We start from the raw sequence: 22,155 nt of genomic DNA, 5'->3' as shown, positions 1-22,155 counted from the left end.
CCTCCTTTATTTGTTCTCATTAATAATCGGCCCTGTAATCTGCTTGCCAATCACAACAAATCGTTGAGGCGTAAAACCAATCGCATCAACTGGATAACAAGTATATAAGAATGCGCGCGGCTCTTGATTTTGCGCCAATTCCGTCAGCACCATTGAATCATTCGCTTGAATGATTTGAGTTGAAATAATCTCATAGGTAAACTCACCATATGATGTTTTAATGCCAAATTTTTCTCCAACATTCAAATAAGAAATTTTTCCAAATGTCGGTTGGTTATGCCCACCAATAATTGTAGTTCCCTTTTCACCAGGAAATTTACTATTAGGATACATACCAGCACCTATTGCTAATATCTCACTAGAATCACCATAATATAAAGGTAGATTGATATCGACTTGCTCGATAGTTACTTCACCATAACGTGAACCTTTTTCAGGATAAGTAATGGAAGAGGCTAAAAGTCTACCATCTTCTACTTTTTTATTTGATATCTCACTTTTAGTTGGTAACTTAAGCGATTGTTGTTCAAACTTAGGTTCGTCATTTAATAGTAATAAAGAAGTAGCCGATGTCACAAAATTAATCACAGGTTTTCCGATTGCATAAATCATGACATAACCTAATATCATAAAAATCAAAGGTACATAAACATATGCACCTAATCTCCGCCATTTTTTCAAGCTTGCTGTTTACTTCTATTCATTACAACTGCTGCACCTGCTACAACAATAAATAAGCTTGATAGAGCAATTAGACTCGAAGTATAATTTACACCTGTATTAGCTAAGACAGGTTTATCATTTGCATCTGTCAACCATTCCTCAGCTAGTAATTGCTCAAGTGTAAATCCTGGCGTTAAATCATCAATTTCAGCAGCTAAAGCAGCAACTTTTTCAGCAACATCAACTGGCAATAGTGCCAACAACTCATCTAAAGATGTGACATTTGCAGTGTTCACACCTGTCGACTTAACTAAAGCAACAATTTCGTTAATATCTTTGACAATAATGGCAGCATTAGCATCCGAAATATCCACTGTTTTCATATAGTTACTTGCTTGAATGGTATGATTTGGTGCTAAGTGACTACCAGCAGCAGTCTGTGCTGCTGTAATAACATTTTGTTCTCCAGCAGTTACAACACTTTTCTCTGCTGCTGCTGCATTCGTGCTAACAACTAGTGTTAAGCCTAAAATAATTGTAAGTACACTCGTTTTCATTTTCATTTCATCTTCTCCAATTTTAGTTGTATTCAAAACTACCATCATTTGAGATCAATTGATTATCAAATGTTTCATTCTGAATGGGCAATCTATTATAAACTGCTAATTTAGCAGAAAATACCAATTTTATTTCCTATAACGCCTTAAGCTAATATTATCACCATTAATAATGTCTCTCGCAACACAGTTATAGTAATCAATTTTCCCTTCACCATATTTCTTTCTAATCATTTCATAGGCTTCTGCCAAATAAAAATTTCGATTGTCAACATCGTGTGCATCACTTGCAAGCATTTGTACCATACTATTTTTAACGAAGTAATGGGAAAGTTTCTGAATCTTTTTACCATATTTACCGACAAGCGATGGTGCCGTCAACTGTGCTAGACAGCCCATTTTCAAATACTTTTCCAACAAGGAAGGGTTCGCTTGAAATACCTTATATCGTTCAGGATGAACAATTATCGGTATAATGCCACGCGCTATCAACTGCTTAATGAGTTTATTTGCATAGTCAGGAATACTGTCCATCGGAAATTCTAGCATTAAATAGCGATCTGTCACATCAGCAAATAAAATTTCATTCTGGTTAATTTCAGTCATTAAATGCTCAAAAATTCTTACTTCTTGCGCCTCATAGAGAATCAAAGGAATATTTCTCTTGGTCAATTCCTCCTGCAATTCTGCTACTTGAAGCAGTACCTTACTTTTAGGATTTTCATATGAAGAATTGTGATGAGGTGTACATAAAATATGCGTAATTCCCTGACTAACCGCTTTTTTTGCCATTTTAATGCTATCATTTAAGTTCTTTGCACCATCATCTATCCCAGGCAAAATATGACAATGTAAATCAATCATCTATCGTCTCCATCGTTAATAACTCCAAAATGATACCAGATGCTAGGATTTACTACCGTAATAATAGTAGTCATCCTTAGAAATCTTAGTCCCATTGAAAACAACACCTAAAATATTGGCCTGAGCCATATCTAATAATTGTTTAGATAGCAAGATTTCTCGCTTGTCTCTTTGCCGCTCGCGAACGACTAAAATCGTTCCATCTGTTCGGCTCGCTAAAATTTGCGCATCCGTTACAGCAGTTAGTGGTGGTGTGTCAAAAATCACAAGATCAAAATTCTGAGTCAATGTCTGCAAAATCTCCTGCATGCGTTCTGTCCCCAACAATTCAGAAGGATTAGGAGGGACATGGCCACTTGTTAAAACTGACAGACGATCAACCTTAGTTTGGCTAACATAATTCTCGTAATTTGATGTTTTGTCTACCAATAAATCTGATAAACCTTCATCTCTTGACAGCGACCAAGTTAAATCAGCCGTTGGTTTACGCAAATCTGCATCTACTAAAAGTGTCTTTAGACCTGCATCTGCGAAAACAACAGCCAAATTATTGGCAACTGTTGACTTCCCTTCATTAGGGCCAGCACTCGTTATAACCAATGATTTCAAGTCTTTGTCTACCATTGAAAAACGAATATTTGAGCGAATCGTCCGATACTGTTCAGAAACGATGCTTCTTTTCTTGAACATAGTGATTAAAGAAACTGGACTCGGCTTATCATCTTTTTTACGCTTGTAAAAACTTCCCATCTCATCTGCCACCTTTCTCAAACTCACTGTTAAAGTCTCGGACGCTTTCGTCTTTTATTTTCAACATTTTGAACATCCTTTGCTGTCACTTTTGTTTGTTTTCTTGTTTGTTTTCTTGCTTCTTTTTCCGTAATAGGATTTGGCGTTTCCAATACCTTGACTACTTCAGCTGCTTCATTTTCTTCAGGAATCGTTTGTTCTGGAGTACTTTCAGTCTCTAAATGCTCATCTTGTTTTTCCAAAACATTCAAGAACAACGAATTTTGCAATTCCTTACTAGATAAAACTGATATTTCCCCTAAAAGTGGCAAACCTAAATCATTCTCAATAAATTTCGCATCTTTAACCGTTTTATCCAAAAATTCTAAAAGAAAAGCAATCAAAACTCCTAACATCAGGCCGATAACTGCACCAATTAATAAATTTAATTTCTTATTTGGAGAAACGGGTGTCGTTTTCAATTTAGCTAGACTTATGATTGAAACCTTATCGACTTTTAAAATCTCAACTGCTCTCTCTTTAAAAATCATTGCCGTTCTATTTGCAATTTCCATCGCTTCCTCTGCGTTTTTAGAAACGACCTGAATTGAAAACATTTGAGAATTTTGACTTTGTGCCACACTAATCATTTGGTTTAACTCAGAAGAAGCGTATTGAATACCGTTTTCCTTTGCCAATTGTAACGATACTTGATCCAGAACAACATCAGATTTAATCAAATCTTTGTAAGTATTCACCATCATCACATTACCAGTTAAATCGCTTTGTAAATTTACACCTGTTGTATTTTCTTGATTTGATTGAACAACTAGCTGTGTATCAGTACCGTATTTAGGTGTGATTAAAAAGAATGTAATACCTGCTAATGCGATTATTCCCAGAATCAGCATTGCAAATATTAATAGAATTCTTTTTCTTAATATCAATGCTATTTCTTGTAAACTAACTATTTCTTCCATTTCCACCCCTGTAATTTCAACTGTATGTGACTATATTTCTCATCATTCTAGATGCGCTATACACTTTATCTTAGTCACACTACAATTTACATTATATCATAATCTCTACATATGTTACAAATCATTTGGGAAATTTAAATTTTATCCGTTTTGTTTGATTCACTCATATTTTAATTACATTTCTATAGTTATAATTAGCGCATATTAAAACCTAATAATTACGCTTTAAGTAGACGCTGAGAAACGCCTGTAATAGCCAAACAATCACTGACTTCCAGACAATCCCCCTAACGCTTCATGTCGGAACCAATGTTACTAAAAACCATTACGACTTATTTATATTAGAAAAACTAACTTAAAAACCAAGCCGATATCTTTTTTTATTATTAATATTTGTCAAAGTTTTTTCACTCTTAATTGACGGAATATTATATTTTTTATCAACCAGATTACCTTAATCTAGAAACCGCGATAAAGTCGTTTTGATTAGTCCTCGCTCACAAGGCTTTAGCAAGGAATTCAGTCCGATAGCATCGTATCTCTAAGAACATTACCGATTGTCAAGTATTTTTGTATTTTCATGCTTTCATTTTAGCATAAATTTCAATCGTTTTTCTAATTCATCTACAAACTAAAACAAAAGAGGTTGGGACAAAAGACTTCAAAAATAGATAGACTAAAATGATGCTGATTTTCGACTTTTCACAGGTTATTGATTTTTTCAATGGTAGCAGCACTTTTCTTGCTAATTTCGTATTGTTTTGACAAAACAATACGAATTTCACACAAAATAGGCTATGAACGTTTCCGTTTAACACCGGAAATGGTTCATAGCCTATTTTTTAGAGGACTTTTGTCTCAGCCTCAATTCATTATTCAGTGACTTCAGCCACAACTTCTGATGTTTCAGCAACTTTTGCTAATGGTTCAAGGTTGCGGTAACGTGCCATACCAGTACCAGCTGGGATGATTTTACCGATGATAACATTTTCCTTAAGACCAAGCAATGGATCTTTCTTGCCACGGATTGCAGCATCAGTCAAGACACGTGTTGTTTCTTGGAAAGATGCAGCTGACAAGAATGAATTTGTTTCAAGCGATGCTTTAGTGATACCCATAAGGACTGGACGAGATGTCGCAGGCACGCCACCATCAAATAAAATTTGTTGGTTAGCTTGCTCGAAATCAACGATGTCCATGAGTGTCCCCGGCAAGAGATCTGTATCGCCAGAATCCATGACGCGGACTTTGCGGAGCATTTGACGAACCATGACCTCAACGTGCTTGTCGCCGATTTCAACCCCTTGGCTTCTATAGACTTTTTGCACTTCTGCAAGTAAGTAAGTTTCAACTGAGAGCGTGTCGCGAACTTGAAGTAAGTGTTTTGGTTGAATAGAACCTTCTGTCAAAGGCGTTCCACGGTGAATGAAATCACCAACTTCAACGTGCATACGTGCTGTAAATGGCACTTCATATGTCCGTGTATCAGTTTCACCTTTGACTGTTACTTCTTTCTTACGCGTCGCTGCTTCTTCTGTGATTTCAACAACTTCACCCGTTACCTCAGTGATGACCGCTTCCCCTTTAGGGTTACGGGCTTCAAAGATTTCTTGGATACGAGGGAGACCTTGTGTGATATCTTCAGATGATGCCACACCACCCGTGTGGAATGTCCGCATGGTTAACTGTGTACCAGGTTCACCGATTGATTGGGCAGCGATTGTTCCGACTGCTTCACCAACTTCAACTGCATCACCAGTTGCCAAGTTGACACCATAACAATGTTTGCAGACACCATGACGTGTTTTACATGTAAAGACTGAACGGATCGTGACTTCTTTGATGCCTGCTGCAACGATTTGCGCTGCAATGGCTTCTGTAATCAACTCATCTTCACCGATGATTTGTTCACCTGTTTCAGGATGAACAACCGTTTTACGTGTGTAACGACCATTGAGACGTTCTGATAAGGGTTCAACCATTTCTTTACCTGTCGCAATATCACTAATCACAAGACCACGGTCAGAACCACAGTCGTCTTCACGGATGATGACATCTTGAGCCACATCAACGAGACGACGTGTCAAGTAACCTGAATCGGCTGTTTTAAGGGCCGTATCGGTCATCCCTTTACGGGCACCATGGGTAGAGAAGAACATTTCCAAAACAGACAGACCTTCACGGAAGTTTGAGATGATTGGGAGCTCCATGATTTTACCATTCGGCGCTGCCATCAACCCACGCATACCCGCGAGCTGTGAGAAGTTGGAAATATTACCACGGGCACCTGAGTCCATCATCATCACGATTGGATTCGACATGTCTTGGGCTTCAATCAGGCGACGTTCAAGTTCTTCTTTAGCACCACGCCAAACGTCTGTTACCATTGTATAACGTTCATCATCAGTCATCGCACCACGACGGAATTTCTTCGTGATTTGTGCTACTTTATCATGTGCTTCTTCAATGATGAGATGTTTATCTGCAACAACCGGGATATCAGCAATACCCACAGTCAAACCCGCCTTAGTCGAATGGTGGTAACCGAGGTCTTTGAGACGGTCAAGCATTTCAGATGTCAATGTCGTGCGGAAACGTTTGAAGACTTCCGCAATGATATTACCCAAATGTTTTTTCTTGAATGGTGGTACTAACTCAAGATTTTGGATAAATTCGATGACATTGTCTCCGAGCGCCATGAAGAAACGGTCATCAGTTTGTGATGTTAAGTTTTCTTGTGTTGGTTCATTCAGATAAGGGAACTCTTCTGGCATAATCGCATTGAACAGGATTTTACCAACAGTCGTCGCCATAATCTTATCTTTTTGATCTTCCGTCCAAGGTTTGTTCAATGATTTCGTTGCAATCCCAACACGTGTGTGCAAGTGAACGAAACCATTACGCCAAGCGACTTCTGCCTCGTCAGCGTTAGCAAAGACCATGCCTTCGCCTTCACGACCCGCTTCTTCCATGGTAATGTAGTAGTTACCCAAAACCATATCCTGTGACGGTGTAACAACTGGTTTACCATCTTTCGGGTTAAGAATGTGCTCAGCAGCTAGCATCAAGACACGCGCTTCTGCTCGGGCTTCTTCTGAAAGTGGCAAGTGAATCGCCATTTGGTCACCGTCGAAATCGGCATTGTAGGCCTCACACACAAGTGGGTGAAGACGAATCGCACGACCATCAATAAGGACTGGTTCAAAGGCTTGAATACCTAGACGGTGAAGCGTAGGTGCGCGGTTAAGTAGAACTGGATGTTCTTTAATCACATCTTCAAGCACATCCCAAACATCTGGGTCTTGACGTTCAACTTTACGTTTCGCAGCACGAATATTAGGTGCCATGTCACGTTTAACAACTTCACTCATAACAAATGGTTTGAAGAGCTCAATCGCCATTTCGCGCGGCACACCACATTGGTACATTTTAAGTGTTGGACCAACAACGATAACCGAACGACCAGAGTAGTCAACACGTTTACCGAGCAAGTTTTGACGGAAACGTCCTTGTTTCCCTTTCAGCATATGGCTGAGAGATTTAAGTGGACGGTTACCCGGACCAGTAATCGGACGACCACGACGACCATTATCTACAAGCGCGTCCACGGCTTCTTGCAACATCCGTTTTTCGTTTTGAACGATGATATTGGGTGCATTCAATTCCATCAAACGTTTCAAACGATTATTCCGGTTGATAACACGACGATACAAATCGTTCAAATCAGAGGTTGCAAAACGACCACCGTCGAGTTGAACCATCGGACGTAAATCAGGTGGAATAACTGGTAAAACATTGAGTACCATCCACTCTAATTTATTGTTTGATTTATTGAAGGCATCTAAGACATCCAAACGACGGATGGCTTTGACACGTTTTTGACCTGTTGCAGTTTGCAACTCTTCTTTAAGGGCTGAGATTTCAACATCCAAATTCACATTTTTAAGCAAATCTTGAATGGCTTCAGCACCCATTTTTGCAACAAATGACCCAAAACCATTTTTGAGCATTTGTTCGCGATATTCGCGTTCAGTCAAAAGTTGTTTTTTCTCAAGTGCAGTATTTTTGGGGTCAATGACCACATAACTTGCGAAATAAATGATTTCTTCAAGAGAGCGAGGACTCATGTCCAAGGCTAAACCCATACGTGATGGAATGCCTTTGAAGTACCAAATGTGTGAGGTTGGTGCTGCAAGTTCGATATGCCCCATGCGTTCACGACGAACTTTCGCACGTGTCACTTGGACACCACAAATTTCACAGACTTGTTTTTTATAGAAAACGCCTTTTAGCTTACCACAGCTACATTCCCAGTCTTTTGATGGCCCGAAAATACGTTCATCAAAGAGCCCTTCGCGTTCTGGTTTTTGTGTACGATAGTTGATTGTTTCGGGTTTTTTGACTTCGCCAAAAGACCAAAAACGGATTTTTTGAGGAGACGCAATCCCAATTTGCATACTCTCAAATTTATTTACATCGACCATTTTTTCTCCTGTAAATTGAGGCTATCTTTACGCATAGACTTTGTCTAAAGATGACCTCAGCAAGAGTTTAATCAGCATTTGACTCAATAATGACTAAACTCTTTTGTTTTCGATTTACTGTTCTGACACTCATTTCAAAAATGTCGGCTTGAAATGTTATTGACCAGCTTCTTCGATTGCTGTTTCTTCCGCCCCAACTGCCGCAGCAACTACGGCTTCTTGAGCTTCTAACATTTCCACGGTCACTTCGACTTTGTCGTTGTTATGTGAATCCGTATCATCATCCAATTCACGAAGTTCAAGGATATTATCCTCAACGTCCAAGACTTTCATGTCAAGACCAAGTGATTGCAATTCTTTTACCAAGACACGGAATGACTCAGGCAGACCCGGTGCAGGAATTTTTTCGCCTTTGACAATTGCTTCATAGGCCTTGGTACGACCAACAACGTCATCAGATTTATAAGTCAGGATTTCTTGTAGAATATTAGCAGCACCGTAAGCTTCCAGTGCCCAAACTTCCATCTCCCCAAAACGTTGTCCACCAAACTGTGCTTTACCGCCAAGTGGTTGTTGGGTAACGAGTGAGTAAGGTCCGACTGAACGGGCATGGAGTTTATCATCAACCATGTGGTGAAGTTTGATCATGTACATGACACCAACTGATACACGGTTATCGAAGGCTTCGCCTGTCCGACCATCATAGAGGACAGTCTTGGCATCATCTGCCATGCCTGCTTCTTTAACAGTGTTCCAGATGTCCTCATCGCGCGCCCCATCAAAGACAGGTGTTGCGATGTGGATACCAAGTGTGCGAGCAGCCATCCCAAGATGGAGCTCCATCACTTGTCCAATGTTCATCCGTGATGGGACACCGAGTGGGTTCAACATAATGTCGACTGGTGTACCATCTGGCAAGTAAGGCATGTCTTCTACTGGCAAGATGCGGGATACAACCCCTTTATTACCATGACGACCGGCCATTTTATCCCCAACATGGATTTTACGTTTTTGAACGATGAAGACACGAACAAGTGTATTCACACCTGTTTGAAGTTCATCGCCATTTTCACGACGGAAAATCTTCACATCATGGACAATACCATCGGCACCATGTGGCACACGAAGTGAGGTATCACGAACTTCACGCGCTTTTTCTCCAAAGATGGCGCGAAGTAGACGTTCTTCTGGTGTTGGATCAGTTTCGCCCTTAGGTGTCACTTTACCAACGAGAATGTCGCCTTCTTTCACTTCGGCACCAATCCGAATGATACCGAACTCGTCCAAATGACGCATGGCTTCTTCACCAACGTTTGGAATTTCGCGTGTAATTTCTTCTGGTCCAAGCTTTGTATCGCGTGTTTCAGATTCGTATTCTTCGATGGCAATTGAGGTATAAACGTCGTCTTTAACGAGACGTTCACTCATGATAACGGCATCCTCGAAGTTATACCCTTCCCAAGTCATGTAGGCAACAAGTGGGTTTTGACCGAGGGCCATTTCCCCACCTTCCATTGAAGGACCATTACCGATGATTTCATCTTTTTCAACTTTGTCACCAACTTGAACAAGTGGGCGTTGGTTGTAAGATGTTCCTGAGTTTGAACGACGGTATTTTGTGACTGTATATTTGTCTAATTCACCCGTTGTACGACGGATGCGGATTTCACCACCGTCAACAAATTCAACTGTTCCTTCATGTTTAGAAAGGATTGCAGCACCTGAATCATGCGCTGCTTGATGTTCCATACCAGTTCCGACAAATGGTGCATGCGGATCAATCAATGGTACTGCTTGACGTTGCATGTTGGCTCCCATGAGGGCACGGTTGGAGTCATCGTTTTCCAAGAAAGGAATACAAGCTGTTGCGACTGCGACTACCTGTTTAGGTGAAACATCCATGAAGTCAGCTTTATCCGCTTCAACTTCAATATTGTTACCACGTGTACGGGCCATAACTGTTTCACCAGAGAATTTATTGTCTTCTGTTAATGGTGAGTTAGCTTGGGCAACGATGTAGTTATCTTCTTCATCAGCTGTCAAATAATGAATTTCGCTGGTTACGACACCATTAGCACGGTCAATACGACGGTAAGGTGACATGATGAAACCATATTCATTGATTTTACCAAATGATGACAAGTTATTGATCAACCCGATATTTGGTCCCTCAGGTGTTTCAATCGGACACATACGGCCATAGTGGGTATAATGTACGTCACGTACTTCATAACCAGCACGGTCACGTGTCAAACCACCAGGTCCGAGGGCTGACAAACGGCGTTTGTGAGATAATTCAGACAGTGGATTATGTTGGTCCATGAACTGTGACAACTGTGAACTACCAAAGAACTCTTTAATAGCTGCTGTTACAGGACGGATGTTGATTAAAGATTGGGGTGTCATGTTTTCGTCATCAGCTGAACTCATACGCTCACGAATGACACGTTCCATACGGCTTAAACCAATACGAACTTGGTTTTGGAGCAATTCGCCAACTGAGCGAATACGACGGTTACCCAAGTGGTCAATATCATCCACACGACCAATACCTTCGTTAAGCGCCAACCAGTAGTTAACATTTGCGATAATATCAGCAGGTGTTAAGTGACGGACTTCTGGTGCGATTTGACCATTTGAAATCACGTTGATTACTTTTTCTGGATCTTTTGGTGAATAAACTTTAACAACTTGAATATCGATTGGTTCTGTGATGACAGCATCATCTGACGGATAAAGTGTAACAGTGTTCAAACCATTATCAAGTTCAGTCTCGATGCTATCCAACACGTCACGTGTCAATTCTGTGTCTTTGTCAACTAGGATTTCGCCAGTTTCACCACTAACTAATGACTCTGCAAGCGTGAGTCCCAAAAGACGGTTTTTAAGGGCTAATTTTTTGTTAACTTTGTAACGACCAACTGGTGCAAAGTCGTAACGGCGTGGATCAAAGAAACGAGCTGTTAACAGGCTACGTGAGCTGTCAGCTGTTTTAGGTTCACCAGGACGAAGGCGGTCGTAGATGTCTTTAAGGGCTTCTTCTGTCCGTGTGTCGCCAGCGTATTTATGGATGTCTTTTTCAATTGTTGCGCGAGTCAATTCACTATCGCCAAGAATTTCGAAGATGGCTTCATCTGAGCCGAAACCGAGGGCACGCATGATTGTCGTAAATGGTAATTTACGCGTGCGGTCGATGCGGACGTAACCGATACCTTTGGCATCAGTGTCTAACTCAAACCAAGCCCCACGGTTAGGGATTGTTGTATGTCCATATGATTCCAGACCATTTTTGTCAACTTTTGGATGGAAATAAGTACCAGGTGAGCGAACCAACTGAGAAACGATGATACGTTCAGCACCATTGATGATGAAAGTCCCCATTTCTGTCATGAGTGGGAAATCGCCGAAGAACACTTCTTGTGTTTTCAACTCGCCAGATTCTTTGTCAACCAAACGGAAAGTCACAAATAATGGTGCTGAGTAGTTGGCGTCATGTGCGCGCGCTTCCTCAATTGTGTATTTAGGTTCTTTCATTTCATAACCGACAAATTCTAGGTCTTTTGTACCTGCGAAGTTATCGATTGGTAACATTTCTTTGAATACATCAGCCAACGACTGGTCTAAGAAACGTTGATAAGAGTCGGTTTGAATTTCGATCAAATTCGGCAAATCAAGTACTTCTTTGATTCGCGAAAAGCTGCGTCTAGTACGGTGTTTGCCGTATGCTACGTCATGTCCTGCCAAGTTCTTCTCCTCTAATACTTCTGGTCATCTCTGCTATGATGTGAGAGATAACCTTTACAGTGGATTATATGCAATGTGGTCAGTTGATGTTGTCATCATTGACCATTTTCTAGTTTGTCGGTATTACTTTCTGGAAATATTAAGAATTTTCAGAAACATTTTTTTTGCGTTACAAATGGCAGTTTTCACTGCTTCAGACGTCAAAAAAAGCAACGAAAATAAAACTTCCCGTTGCTCACAAAGCACTAGGGACAATATTTCCTAGCATTTTGCCGACAAACTCTTTAGAATAGTTTACCATATTCTACTATAAAATTCAAGAATTTCAGAAACTTTCCACCAGATTTGATGCCTTAAAATTTACTAAATTAGCGATTGTCCTTGTATTGGAAATTGTCAACTTTTCTTGAAACTTTAGGCAACTTTAAGCTAAATCATTTACACTTGTGCTTGTAGCATTTATTTATATAGCTCTATCGGAGCCAATTTGAAAGGTAGAATGAATGAATTTTTTCAAAAGATCATGGCTGTATTTGACAGCAAAAGTGGGGAAAACGGCTATCTTAATGCTCGTTTTCACAGCAATTATGGTATTTGTTTTAGCAGGCTTAACCATTCGGCAAGCCGCTATTAAGGCGACAGAAAATGCTAAAAAAGAAGTCGGTGCGTCTGTCACGCTGTCAGTAGACCGTGACAAGATGATGAAAAAAGCATTGGAAACAGCCAGCGCTGATGGGTCGCCTGTGCGGATAAAGGAAACACCTGTTCCGCTCAGTCAGGCAGAAAAAGTTTCAAAAATGAGTGATGTGAAAAATTATTCCTTTTCTACTTCTGCAAGTGCTGCTGCAGGTACTGGAATGACACCGATTACGGGCAGCGCAGACACTTCAAGTAATGATTCAGCACAAGGACAAGGGCACTTGAGTGGTAAAATGGGGGAAGAGATAGACACCTCTAAAAGTACCGTTGCCATGAACCCAGATTTTCGTTTAACTGGTGTCAACAATTTACTCAGTCTGCCGACATTTCAAGATGGGACAGCAAAAATAACTTCTGGACGTGCCATCACTGAAAAAGACAAAGGTACTAATCATGTTGCAATTGAGAGCCAACTTGCCACAGCCAATCAGCTGAAAGTTGGTAGCACCTTTAAATTGAAAGACGAGAATGGTACAGAACGTGACTTGACCATTGTTGGTATTTATGAGACTTCACAAGTTGCAGACGGTATGGCTCAAAGAATGCGTTCTCTTAATCCAGCCAATACCATTTACAGCTATTATACGCTTACCAACAGCTTTAAGGAGGGGGCGACAGATACAAGCGAACAAACCATTGATAGCGCCGTTTATTACTTGAAAGATCCGGCAAAAATGGAAAAATTCGTGGCATCTGCTAGCAAAAAATTGGATACTGATACCATGACTTTATCTGCTAATGACCAAGCCTATCAACAAATGCTGACACCATTGAACAATGTCGCTAGTTTTGCAACGAATATCGTCGTTCTAGTCGCAGTTGCTGGTGTGATTATTCTTAGTCTAATTGTTATTTTAAGTATTCGCGAACGCCGTTTTGAGATTGGTGTCTTGATGAGCTTGGGTGAGAACAAAGCAAAAATCATCGGTCAATTTTTCATTGAACTTTTCGTGATTATGCTTGTCAGTGTCAGCCTTGCTGGCTTAACAGGAAATATCATCGGTAATGTCATCGGTAACCAACTTCTAAACCAACAAAACACAACCCAACAGGAACAAGCTCAAAATACAACTACTCCCCAAGGCGGTGGCGGTTTCATGGGTGATCTCGGCGGGCCATTTACACCAAGTAAGCAAGAGGCCAAACAGATTGAGCGGATGAATGTCAAAATGACACCAAAAACAATTTATCTACTCGGTGCTCTAGCTTTAGGCATTGTTTTGATTGCGATATTTGTCGCTTCTATCGGTATTTTGAGACTGGAACCTAAAACGATACTGACGACCAATTAAAACATATTATAAAGAGATAAATCATCGGAGGAACAACGAATGTTAGAAACAAAAAAACTTGGTTTCTGGTATCAAGACAAAGCAGATACCTTATTTGAAAACGTTAATTTACAATTTGAAGCTGGCAATATGTACGCTATTCTAGGTAAAAGTGGGAGTGGTAAAACAACCTTTCTATCGCTTATCTCTGGTCTAGATTCAGCAAAAGAAGGCGAAATCCTTTATCAGGATAAAAGCTTGAGTCAAATTGGTTTAACTCAATTTAGAAAACACCATCTTGCCATTGTTTTCCAAGCCTATAACCTCTTTACTTATATGACCGCCTATCAAAATGTCAGCAGCGCACTTGAAATTAGTGGTGAAAAAAAAGAAAACCGTCGGGATTTTATTACTGAAAGTCTTAAATCCGTGGGGATTACCGAAGACTTACAGCATAAAAAGGTTGGGCAGTTATCAGGTGGACAACAGCAACGTGTAGCTGTCGTCCGAGCTATGGTAACTGGTGCTGATATCATCGTCGCTGACGAACCAACAGGCAATCTGGATGAAGAAACAGGACGAGAAATCATCAATTTATTTGAAAAAATTGCCCATGAGCAAAAGAAAATCGTCATTTTGGTCACGCATGACAATGATATCGCAAAAAAAAGTGATGTAACCTATGAATTGAAAGATAAAGTCTTTCATAAACGGTTAAAAAGTTAAGTCAAACTAAATAAAAGGTCTGGGACAAAAGTTTTTAAAAGAGACAAACCGCATAAATTTCGTTTTTGAAAACGCTGATTATGCAGTTTGCCTCTTTTAAAATTAGCTAAATTATGCTGATTTCCGACTTTCTTCCCAGCCTCTTTTGTCAAAATGTCCCTTTAATCAAGCGAAGCCAAAATTTTCTTAACAACATCTTCCTTCCCCAATAGCAAGTCATAATAAGCGTTCTTTCTCAGTTTCTTAGCTTCAATAAACTGTCAGACTGGCTTTTCGCGGCACGATATAACCTTCATGTTCAAAATAAGAATTGAGATACTTGATCGCCAGAGAGGACAGACCCTTAATGGGAGCAAAAAGCGTAAAACTGCCGTTGCCATCAGTAATCACCTAATCACACATTCACGATTTTATTATATGCCTTTTATCAAAATTTTCAAAAATTATCCCTATTTTTTCCAGACAAAAAATCCTGCACCTTCCTCTCTAAACTTACTTAAAGAAAAAAACAAGATTTTTAATCAACAATTACCAAATCTTAACACGGTCGCTAGGTTCACGCCACATGCCGTCACCTTCTTGAACATCAAAAGTCGCAAAGAATTCATCTAAGTTACTAGCTTGCACATTGGCACGGAGTTTACCTGGGGCATGGACATCCATTGACAGCAACATTTGTTGGTATTCTTTTGAGGCTTTGAGGCGCCAGATTTCTCCCCACTGGATGAAAAAGGCTTTCAAATCTGCATCAGGTTCTCTGAGCGCTGCGGTCATGGCTGCGGTCAATCCGCCGGCATCGGCGATATTCTCTGAAACGACCAGTTGACCATTGACCTTGCCACCAGCAATTTCTAGGCCGTCAAACTCGGCAATCATCAGCGCTTGCTTGTCTTCAAAGGCTTTGAAATCTTCATCCGTCCACCAGTTATTCAGATTGCCGAATTCATCAAAGAGGGCGCCATTATTATCAAAGGCATGAGAGATTTCGTGGGCGATTACCGCACCGATACCGCCGTAATTTTGACTAGTCGTCTGCTCCGTTGCTGAATAAAAGGGCTTTTGCAAAATGGCCGCTGGGAAGACAATGGTGTTGCTATCCGGGCTAAAGTAGGCATTGACCATGTGCGCTGGCATGTGCCACTCAGTCTTATCAACCTCTTCGTTGAATTTGGCATAATGATGATGACTACGTGCGATATCAAAGCGGGCAATGTTACTATAAAGACTGTCAGGAGACACGGTAAATTGCTGATAAATTTCTGGTAATTTGTCAGGGAAGCCGATAAAGACGGTCATGGCATCGAGTTTTTTGATGGCTTTGTCAATCGTCGCACGGCTTAACCAAGTATTTTTATCCAGACGTTCCTGATAGACTTTAATCATCTCAGAGGTCATCCGTTTCACATCAGCCTTGGCTGCTTCACCAAAATATTTGTGACCATAATAAAGACCAACAGCTTGTGAAAACTGACCGGTCGCCAAATCAAAAGCGTGTTTTTCTTGGCTACGCGCTTCAGATGTCCCTGATAATTTGCGTGAAAAATCAGAACCTAAAATCCGCAACTCATCAGACAAATACTGGGTTGAGCCTCTCAGTAATTTAACCAACATCCATGATTTAATCAGCTCAAAATTGGCAGCATTGACGATTTGATCGAAGTTTTCATAGAAACGTTTTTCATACACGATGACTTTTTCAGGCAATTTACCGACTAAACTTTCAATGATTTTGGCAAATGGGACAGACTTGATGTGTGATGTGAAGTCACTGATGGCGATAGGATTGTAAAGCTCAGCATATTTTGCCCACTCTTCTGATGTATTGACATACTGAGCTAAAATCGCATCGAATTTGACCGTGTTGTCAGCTTCTTGCTGTGCCTCATTTTCTGAAAAACCAAACTCACGTAAAATCGCAACTGTATTGCTCACATAAAAATCAAGCAACTCAGCCTTACGTGGATGTTCATCCGCATAGTACGTCGTATCAGGCAAAATCAAACCAGCGCCAGAGAAAGTCAAGGCATAATGCACGGCATCTTTCATATCTGTGTCGACTGACAAGCCAAACGGTACAGGCACTTGTGAATTTAAAATCAAATTCGCAAATTGACTTGTCAATTCATCAAAATCTGAAATGGCTGAGATTTTTTCCAACTCAGGTTTGACAGGCTCTGTTCCAAACTCGAAACGCTCAATAAAATCACCTGCTTTTTTGTAGAATTTTGCAAATTCAGTCATGACAGGTTCGTCAAATTCGTGAATCGTTGCAAAATCATGCATTAACGTTTTTTCATTGTTAATCACAAGTTCATCAAAGGCTGCAATTCGTGGTCGATCTGACGGGATTTCCGTTTTTTCCAACCACTCAGCGTTGACTGCTTCAAATAAATCATCCTGAATTCTAACCATTTTTAAAACCACCTTCTAAAATTTCAATGACACGCAACATCTGCGCATCCGTTATCAACTTATCTGCACCATTGACCAAAGTCTCGTAAGCCGCATCGTAAATCCGACCGTAATCCCCAATTTCAGAAGGGATATATTTCTCAATTCGGTCGCCGTTTTGGTTGAGGTAAGTCAGATGGCCGTAACCTTGCGGGCTGTCCTCACCGAAACCTATTGTGTCGGGCATGATGCCTGCTTTCAGGTCATTTTCCTGCTGGTCAACATCTTGCTTGATGAAGGTACCTTGGGTGCCTTGGATCATCCATTTAGGATAGGGAATCAATGCCGACTCCGTCGCATGGACACTCGCTTTGAGTTGATTGGGATAAAATAACTCCACAGCAAAATGGTCATCGACTGTACTCAAAGGCTGGCGGGTACTTCTAATATCGTACTGCACCTGCTCAGGGCTACCAAATAGACTGACCATTTGGTCAATCAAGTGGACACCATGACCATAAAAAGACCCATTAAAATTTGACCCTGTGACGATGCTGTCATCAGGTCGGAAATGATCCATGTGGACTTGGATATCAATCACGCGCCCCAGATAACCCGTCTCAATCACTTTTTTAACCGTCAAAAAGTCACTATCAAAACGCCGATTTTGGAAAGGCATGAAAAAGAGATTGGCAGCATTGGCAAGCGATACCAGTTCTTGCATCTCAGACAGTTTTTCAACGGCTGGCTTATCTAGCAAGACATTTTTACCTGCTTGTAATAACCGTTTCGCTAAAGCAAAATGCGCCTGCGGCGGTGTGACGACAACAACCAAATCAATCGTATTATCAGCAATAATATCCTGAATATCTGTCGAAAAAAGGGTTCCCGTTGCTTCCAAAGCAAGTTGCGCCTCAGGTTTTTTCATCAAAGTAGGTGTAACAATACGAGCAATCTCAAAATTATCTCGCATTTTCAAATAAGGGAGGTGGTAACGGTTAGTCGATTTACCAAAACCAACATAGGCAATTTTCAATTTTTTCATGTCTATATTGTATCAAAAAATTGGCGTTTTTCCTTTATTTAGCTATGTAAGGTCACATTTTTGGTCAAAGAAAAATGTGACCCATCTCAATGACTTACTGAACCAACCTATTATTTCCATTTTGCTCATTAACTCTCTAAAAAATTAGCATCTCTGTCACACGATTACTTATGGCTAGATAAAGCATCATCGTCCAACAACTCCTTGGCTAATTTCTCACTCACAAATCGGATACTTGTCGCCGCAGGATCCTTATAGCCCCAAAACTGAATGCTACCATACCAACAAATTTCAGCATCAATGATTAAAATTGACTGTTGAATTTTGGTGTTGAAGATAACTTGTATGGATTGGTTTGCGAGCAGTTCAGTCAATGTCTTCTGCGCTTCTCTTACCTTCCCTCGCAAAATTTCGGGATTTTTTGTGATGATTTGAACTTTTCCTTTAACATGTTCAAGTCGTCTAATCAATTGCAGATTGAGTTTGGGCATGATGATTTTCACGCTATTTTTGGCATTTAACAGATCATTTTCAAGCGGTTGCTGATAATTATGGCTATCAAACACTTTGGATTGGTAGGCACTGGTAAATTCGTCTTCCGCCAATCGGTAGTCTTGCTTACGATAGGTCGCAAGCCTTTTTTGATACATTTTGGCAAATCGAGACACTGAAATATCAACATAATCATAAACACGTAGCTCAGTTTTCTCAGATAAATTTCGTTGTAATCTGCCTAAATACTGTTGCTGATTGCCTTTCCAAGAAAATGGCAAAGCAAATATCAAAGTATCAAGCTGAGGTAAATCAAAGCCTTCTCCCGCAAATTTACTGGTGGATAATAAGACAAAAGGCGTTTTCATTTGACTCATTTGGACAATCTTTTCCCGATTTTCAACTTTCTTACCTTGTCCCGTCATCTCAAATAAGGGGATTTCATCAAGTTCCTCACGCATCATTTCTGACAAAATTTTTAAATGCGCAACCCTTTCACTAAGTAATAATATGGTTCTGCCTGACTTTACTTGTGCAAGGACATCCTGAACGATTTGTTTATTCCGACTACTCGATTGAGAAAGCTGTTTTAACTGATTGGTGTAAGTGTCATGTAAAAATTCAGAAGAGATTTCACCAATGGATGTATAACGTGGATAAACGTATTGTTGAATCAAAAGATTTTCAGACTGTATCCTCTGACTCTCAAAAACAATTTGACCACATCGCATCAAAATAATCGCTTCTAAGCCATCTTTTCTTTGTAGCGTCGCACTCAAACCGTAAAGACGTTTAACATTGGCATGGCGAATAACCGCCTCGAAAGAAGGCGCCGCAATATGATGACACTCATCCACAATAACCATGCCGTAATCCTTAAAGAAATCAGCTAAATTTGCCATTTTAGCAAGTTTACCAATCGTGACAATATCAACAACCTTCGACTGCTTGTTCTTTTGACCTGATAAAATGCCAACTTTTTCTTTTTTCCGCTTTCGCCCTGTTTTTGTCAATTCTTCAAAGGGTTCCGTTTCAATGGTTAAAAACTCATCTAGTCTACTTTTCCATTGATTGACCAAATTATCCAAATGCACAATGATTAACGTACTCGTCTTGCGCTCAGCAATCAGCTTGGCGCTCACAACCGTTTTGCCAAAGCCAGTTCTAGCAGATAAAATCCCTAAGTCTGTTTGACTTAAAGCCTGAAAACCCTCCTCTTGCTCTGGACGTAAAGTCCCATTAAATTCGACAAGGATTGTCTGACCAACAGATTTTATATCCTGCCATTCAATATTAGCGATGACAGACTTTAATTTGACAGTCAAACCACGTGGCAAATAAATATTTTGCTCATCTTCTCTTGCACTGGTGATGAACTGTGGGATATTATCCTGCCAAATAGGTACTCTCATCCGTTGTCGTTTGACAAATTCTGGATTTTTAAATGTCGCCAGATACATAATCTGAATTTGTTCTTTTCGGGATAGATTTTCTTTGGCAATCACCAACTCACCCGCATCAATACATCGGATTGCTTTGGGATAAGCTACTTCTCTTTTTAAAACTTTTAGTTGAAAATACTTGTCAAAAAGTTCATAGCCAGCCTTACTTTCAATCGCCTCAGTAAACTTCAGAATCTCTTTTTCAGAATAGCGTTTTTTGACAAGCAAATGTTCCCAGAGGTCCATAATTGGTTGAAAAGTGTTCGTTAGAAAAGTTGAACGCCCTTCTTGCACATTTTTAAATTGCAAGGGCAGGGCAATCAAATTACCGAAACCTCCAGTTGGCAAGGTATCTTGCATAGGAATCATCCTGTCATAGCTCGAAAAATCAACGCCTTGGTGCAGCATCAGCGTCGCCGTCAAAATTGCACTACCAAATCTTCTGGCAAGTATCGCTGGTAGATTTGATGAAAAGAAAAACCACAGATGAATCCCTTTCCCACTTCGTGAGCGTTCAATCAAGCAATCAATACCTTTGCATTCGCAGGTTGCCACAACCGCTTGAGCTGATTCGACCGCATCTGCCTTATCAAAATCCATGACTAACAAATAAGTTGTATCATCTGTCAACATTGGATAAATCCCATAGAAGTTTCGGTCATCACCCTTGATATGGTCTGAAATAAGACTTGTCGTATAGGGAGCAAATTGCCGAATCTGACAAGCATCACATTTCATGCCTTGCATGAGTTGACAACCTGCCTGTTCATTGAACTTGATGCGACAAACTGGTGCATAACCAGTTTTCCCCGTCTTCTTACTCTGATACCATTGTGCCACAACATCAGGACGACCTCGAAAATAGCTCATGTATAAGTCCAGTTTTTCTTGATTTGACAAGTCTGTTCTTAGTCTATTTTGCTCAAGATCTTGGCGACTCACGATGTATTGACCTTCTTCTGATATCTCCCTTACTAAAAAATAAGGGTCTCCACCTAAAAGGGCATCATATTGTTGGATTATTTCAAGCTGTCTACCATCTCTCAATCGAAAAATTGTCATACTTATAATCATTCCTTTCGTGCTCCGCACTCAGGCACAACACTGAATGAAAAAAAGTGTTGCTTCAATTTTGGAGTTTTCTTCTATTTTTTGTTAAAATATCCTTGGAGGAGCGTAAATACACTACAAATCACGGGGAGGAGAATAAGTGCGAAACTTGTTTCGACCTTGCATATTTATAGGTGTAGCTTAGCTTTACAAGAACAACTAAATGTGTCATTGAGCACGAAAACTTATGTTTGTATAAACGACTCGTTTGTAGAGAGCTTCGCAGTCAATGTCTTCGTCTCCTCTAATTTTTTAGGTGGAAAACATCAATCCTAAAAATCGTGTTCCCAATTTTTAGGATTGATGTTCTTAAAACTAAACATCTCCGATTTTTAACTTCACCAAATCATCTCAAGAAACGATCTGAGCCACTTTAAAGCTTACTGCTTATGAGTTCGTTTTCTTGTAAAAAACGTGTTAAAACTTAAATTTTGCAGATTATTAAATACTAAATAGTTCTAAAACAACTCAATGTTTAATAAATTATTCGATTTGCTCAGAATCACAGATTTAAGATTTTAACTTCTTAATTTTTTGGACACAATGGCGATTGTTTTTTGTGCACCCTTTTTTAGGGTGTACTGACAATATTAGTTTTTTCAAACTTCTCCTAATATATTTTTATTCAGTAAGATATTTGACACACTATCTCGTTCTTTATAATATACCAAGCTTTGAGAATATCGTCAATAAAATATAGATATTGAGGCATGGAAATTACATAATTTATTAAATAGTATGGTATATTTACGAACAGTTCAGAAACCCTTTTAATTCCGAAATCACAGCGATTGAGAGTAGAGCCATTTGTTATACTCGCGAAAAACTGTACATTTTAAGTTCCATTTCTACTCGCTGCGCTCGGCGAATCAAATAGTGATGAAAACGAGTGCGCACTCTCGTTCTATACGATATAATTGAATCAGAAGAAGGTAAACTACAAAGCACGGGAGGAGGA

Annotated in this window: 12 protein-coding genes; 2 read left to right on the top strand and 10 right to left on the bottom strand. The window is 40.0% G+C overall.

Annotation, left to right across the window (positions count from 1 at the left end):
- Window positions 1-6 precede the first annotated feature (6 nt).
- The 7 genes from ACYQ21_RS04855 to rpoB form a co-directional block, all read right to left on the bottom strand.
- Window positions 7-681: a class D sortase gene (locus ACYQ21_RS04855; RefSeq protein ID WP_460055851.1), complete on the bottom strand. Its 675-nt coding sequence runs from the start codon at window positions 679-681 to the stop codon at window positions 7-9.
- Window positions 678-1,226 carry a hypothetical protein gene (locus tag ACYQ21_RS04850; RefSeq protein ID WP_460055849.1) on the bottom strand — a complete coding sequence of 183 codons (549 nt, stop codon included), beginning with the start codon at window positions 1,224-1,226 and terminating at the stop codon, window positions 678-680. Before ACYQ21_RS04850 ends, ACYQ21_RS04855 begins: the two co-directional genes overlap by 4 nt.
- A 123-nt stretch (window positions 1,227-1,349) precedes the next feature.
- Window positions 1,350-2,084 carry a tyrosine-protein phosphatase gene (locus ACYQ21_RS04845; RefSeq protein ID WP_460055848.1) on the bottom strand — a complete coding sequence of 245 codons (735 nt, stop codon included), beginning with the start codon at window positions 2,082-2,084 and terminating at the stop codon, window positions 1,350-1,352.
- Between the two features lie 42 nt (window positions 2,085-2,126).
- On the bottom strand, window positions 2,127-2,834 hold the full coding sequence (locus ACYQ21_RS04840) for a CpsD/CapB family tyrosine-protein kinase (protein WP_460055846.1): 708 nt from the start codon (window positions 2,832-2,834) through the stop codon (window positions 2,127-2,129).
- 29 nt (window positions 2,835-2,863) lie between these two features.
- Complete coding sequence (locus tag ACYQ21_RS04835) at window positions 2,864-3,793, bottom strand: YveK family protein (RefSeq protein WP_460055843.1); 930 nt, start codon at window positions 3,791-3,793, stop codon at window positions 2,864-2,866.
- Between the two features lie 872 nt (window positions 3,794-4,665).
- Window positions 4,666-8,277 (bottom strand): DNA-directed RNA polymerase subunit beta', encoded by a 3,612-nt coding sequence (gene rpoC, locus ACYQ21_RS04830; protein WP_460055841.1) that lies wholly within the window; start codon window positions 8,275-8,277, stop codon window positions 4,666-4,668.
- Window positions 8,278-8,433: 156 nt separating this feature from the next.
- Entirely contained in the window at window positions 8,434-12,021 is a 3,588-nt protein-coding gene (gene rpoB / locus ACYQ21_RS04825; protein ID WP_460055838.1) for a DNA-directed RNA polymerase subunit beta, read from the bottom strand.
- Between the two features lie 503 nt (window positions 12,022-12,524).
- On the opposite strand from rpoB, the gene ACYQ21_RS04820 reads away from it, so the two are divergent.
- Entirely contained in the window at window positions 12,525-14,012 is a 1,488-nt protein-coding gene (locus ACYQ21_RS04820) for an ABC transporter permease (protein WP_460055835.1), read from the top strand.
- A 39-nt stretch (window positions 14,013-14,051) separates the two neighbouring features.
- A complete protein-coding gene (locus ACYQ21_RS04815) occupies window positions 14,052-14,717 on the top strand; it encodes an ABC transporter ATP-binding protein (RefSeq protein WP_460055833.1) in 666 nt (221 codons plus the stop codon).
- A 528-nt stretch (window positions 14,718-15,245) separates the two neighbouring features.
- Here ACYQ21_RS04815 and pepO read toward each other — a convergent pair.
- From pepO to ACYQ21_RS04800, 3 genes are all read right to left on the bottom strand, one after another.
- Window positions 15,246-17,129, bottom strand: coding sequence for an endopeptidase PepO (pepO, locus tag ACYQ21_RS04810; protein ID WP_460055830.1), 1,884 nt, complete (start codon window positions 17,127-17,129; stop codon window positions 15,246-15,248).
- Window positions 17,122-18,153 (bottom strand): Gfo/Idh/MocA family oxidoreductase, encoded by a 1,032-nt coding sequence (locus tag ACYQ21_RS04805; RefSeq protein WP_460055828.1) that lies wholly within the window; start codon window positions 18,151-18,153, stop codon window positions 17,122-17,124. Before ACYQ21_RS04805 ends, pepO begins: the two co-directional genes overlap by 8 nt.
- 164 nt (window positions 18,154-18,317) lie before the next feature.
- Window positions 18,318-21,149 carry a TOTE conflict system archaeo-eukaryotic primase domain-containing protein gene (locus ACYQ21_RS04800; RefSeq protein ID WP_460055826.1) on the bottom strand — a complete coding sequence of 944 codons (2,832 nt, stop codon included), beginning with the start codon at window positions 21,147-21,149 and terminating at the stop codon, window positions 18,318-18,320.
- Window positions 21,150-22,155: the final 1,006 nt, after the last annotated feature.

Source organism: Pseudolactococcus yaeyamensis (assembly GCF_054658615.1).
The sequence above is the reverse complement of the archived record's forward strand: the minus strand, read 5'-3'. Positions and strand labels throughout refer to the sequence as shown.

Bases quoted from the DNA above. Each gene is read 5' to 3' on its own strand.
- ACYQ21_RS04850 (WP_460055849.1), bottom strand. From the start codon at position 1,226: ATGAAAATGAAAACGAGTGTACTTACAATTATTTTAGGCTTAACACTA.
- ACYQ21_RS04845 (WP_460055848.1), bottom strand. From the start codon at position 2,084: ATGATTGATTTACATTGTCATATTTTGCCTGGGATAGATGATGGTGCA.
- ACYQ21_RS04840 (WP_460055846.1), bottom strand. From the start codon at position 2,834: ATGGGAAGTTTTTACAAGCGTAAAAAAGATGATAAGCCGAGTCCAGTT.
- ACYQ21_RS04835 (WP_460055843.1), bottom strand. From the start codon at position 3,793: ATGGAAGAAATAGTTAGTTTACAAGAAATAGCATTGATATTAAGAAAA.
- rpoC (WP_460055841.1), bottom strand. From the start codon at position 8,277: ATGGTCGATGTAAATAAATTTGAGAGTATGCAAATTGGGATTGCGTCT.
- ACYQ21_RS04820 (WP_460055835.1), top strand. From the start codon at position 12,525: ATGAATTTTTTCAAAAGATCATGGCTGTATTTGACAGCAAAAGTGGGG.
- ACYQ21_RS04815 (WP_460055833.1), top strand. From the start codon at position 14,052: ATGTTAGAAACAAAAAAACTTGGTTTCTGGTATCAAGACAAAGCAGAT.
- pepO (WP_460055830.1), bottom strand. From the start codon at position 17,129: ATGGTTAGAATTCAGGATGATTTATTTGAAGCAGTCAACGCTGAGTGG.
- ACYQ21_RS04805 (WP_460055828.1), bottom strand. From the start codon at position 18,153: ATGAAAAAATTGAAAATTGCCTATGTTGGTTTTGGTAAATCGACTAAC.
- ACYQ21_RS04800 (WP_460055826.1), bottom strand. From the start codon at position 21,149: ATGACAATTTTTCGATTGAGAGATGGTAGACAGCTTGAAATAATCCAA.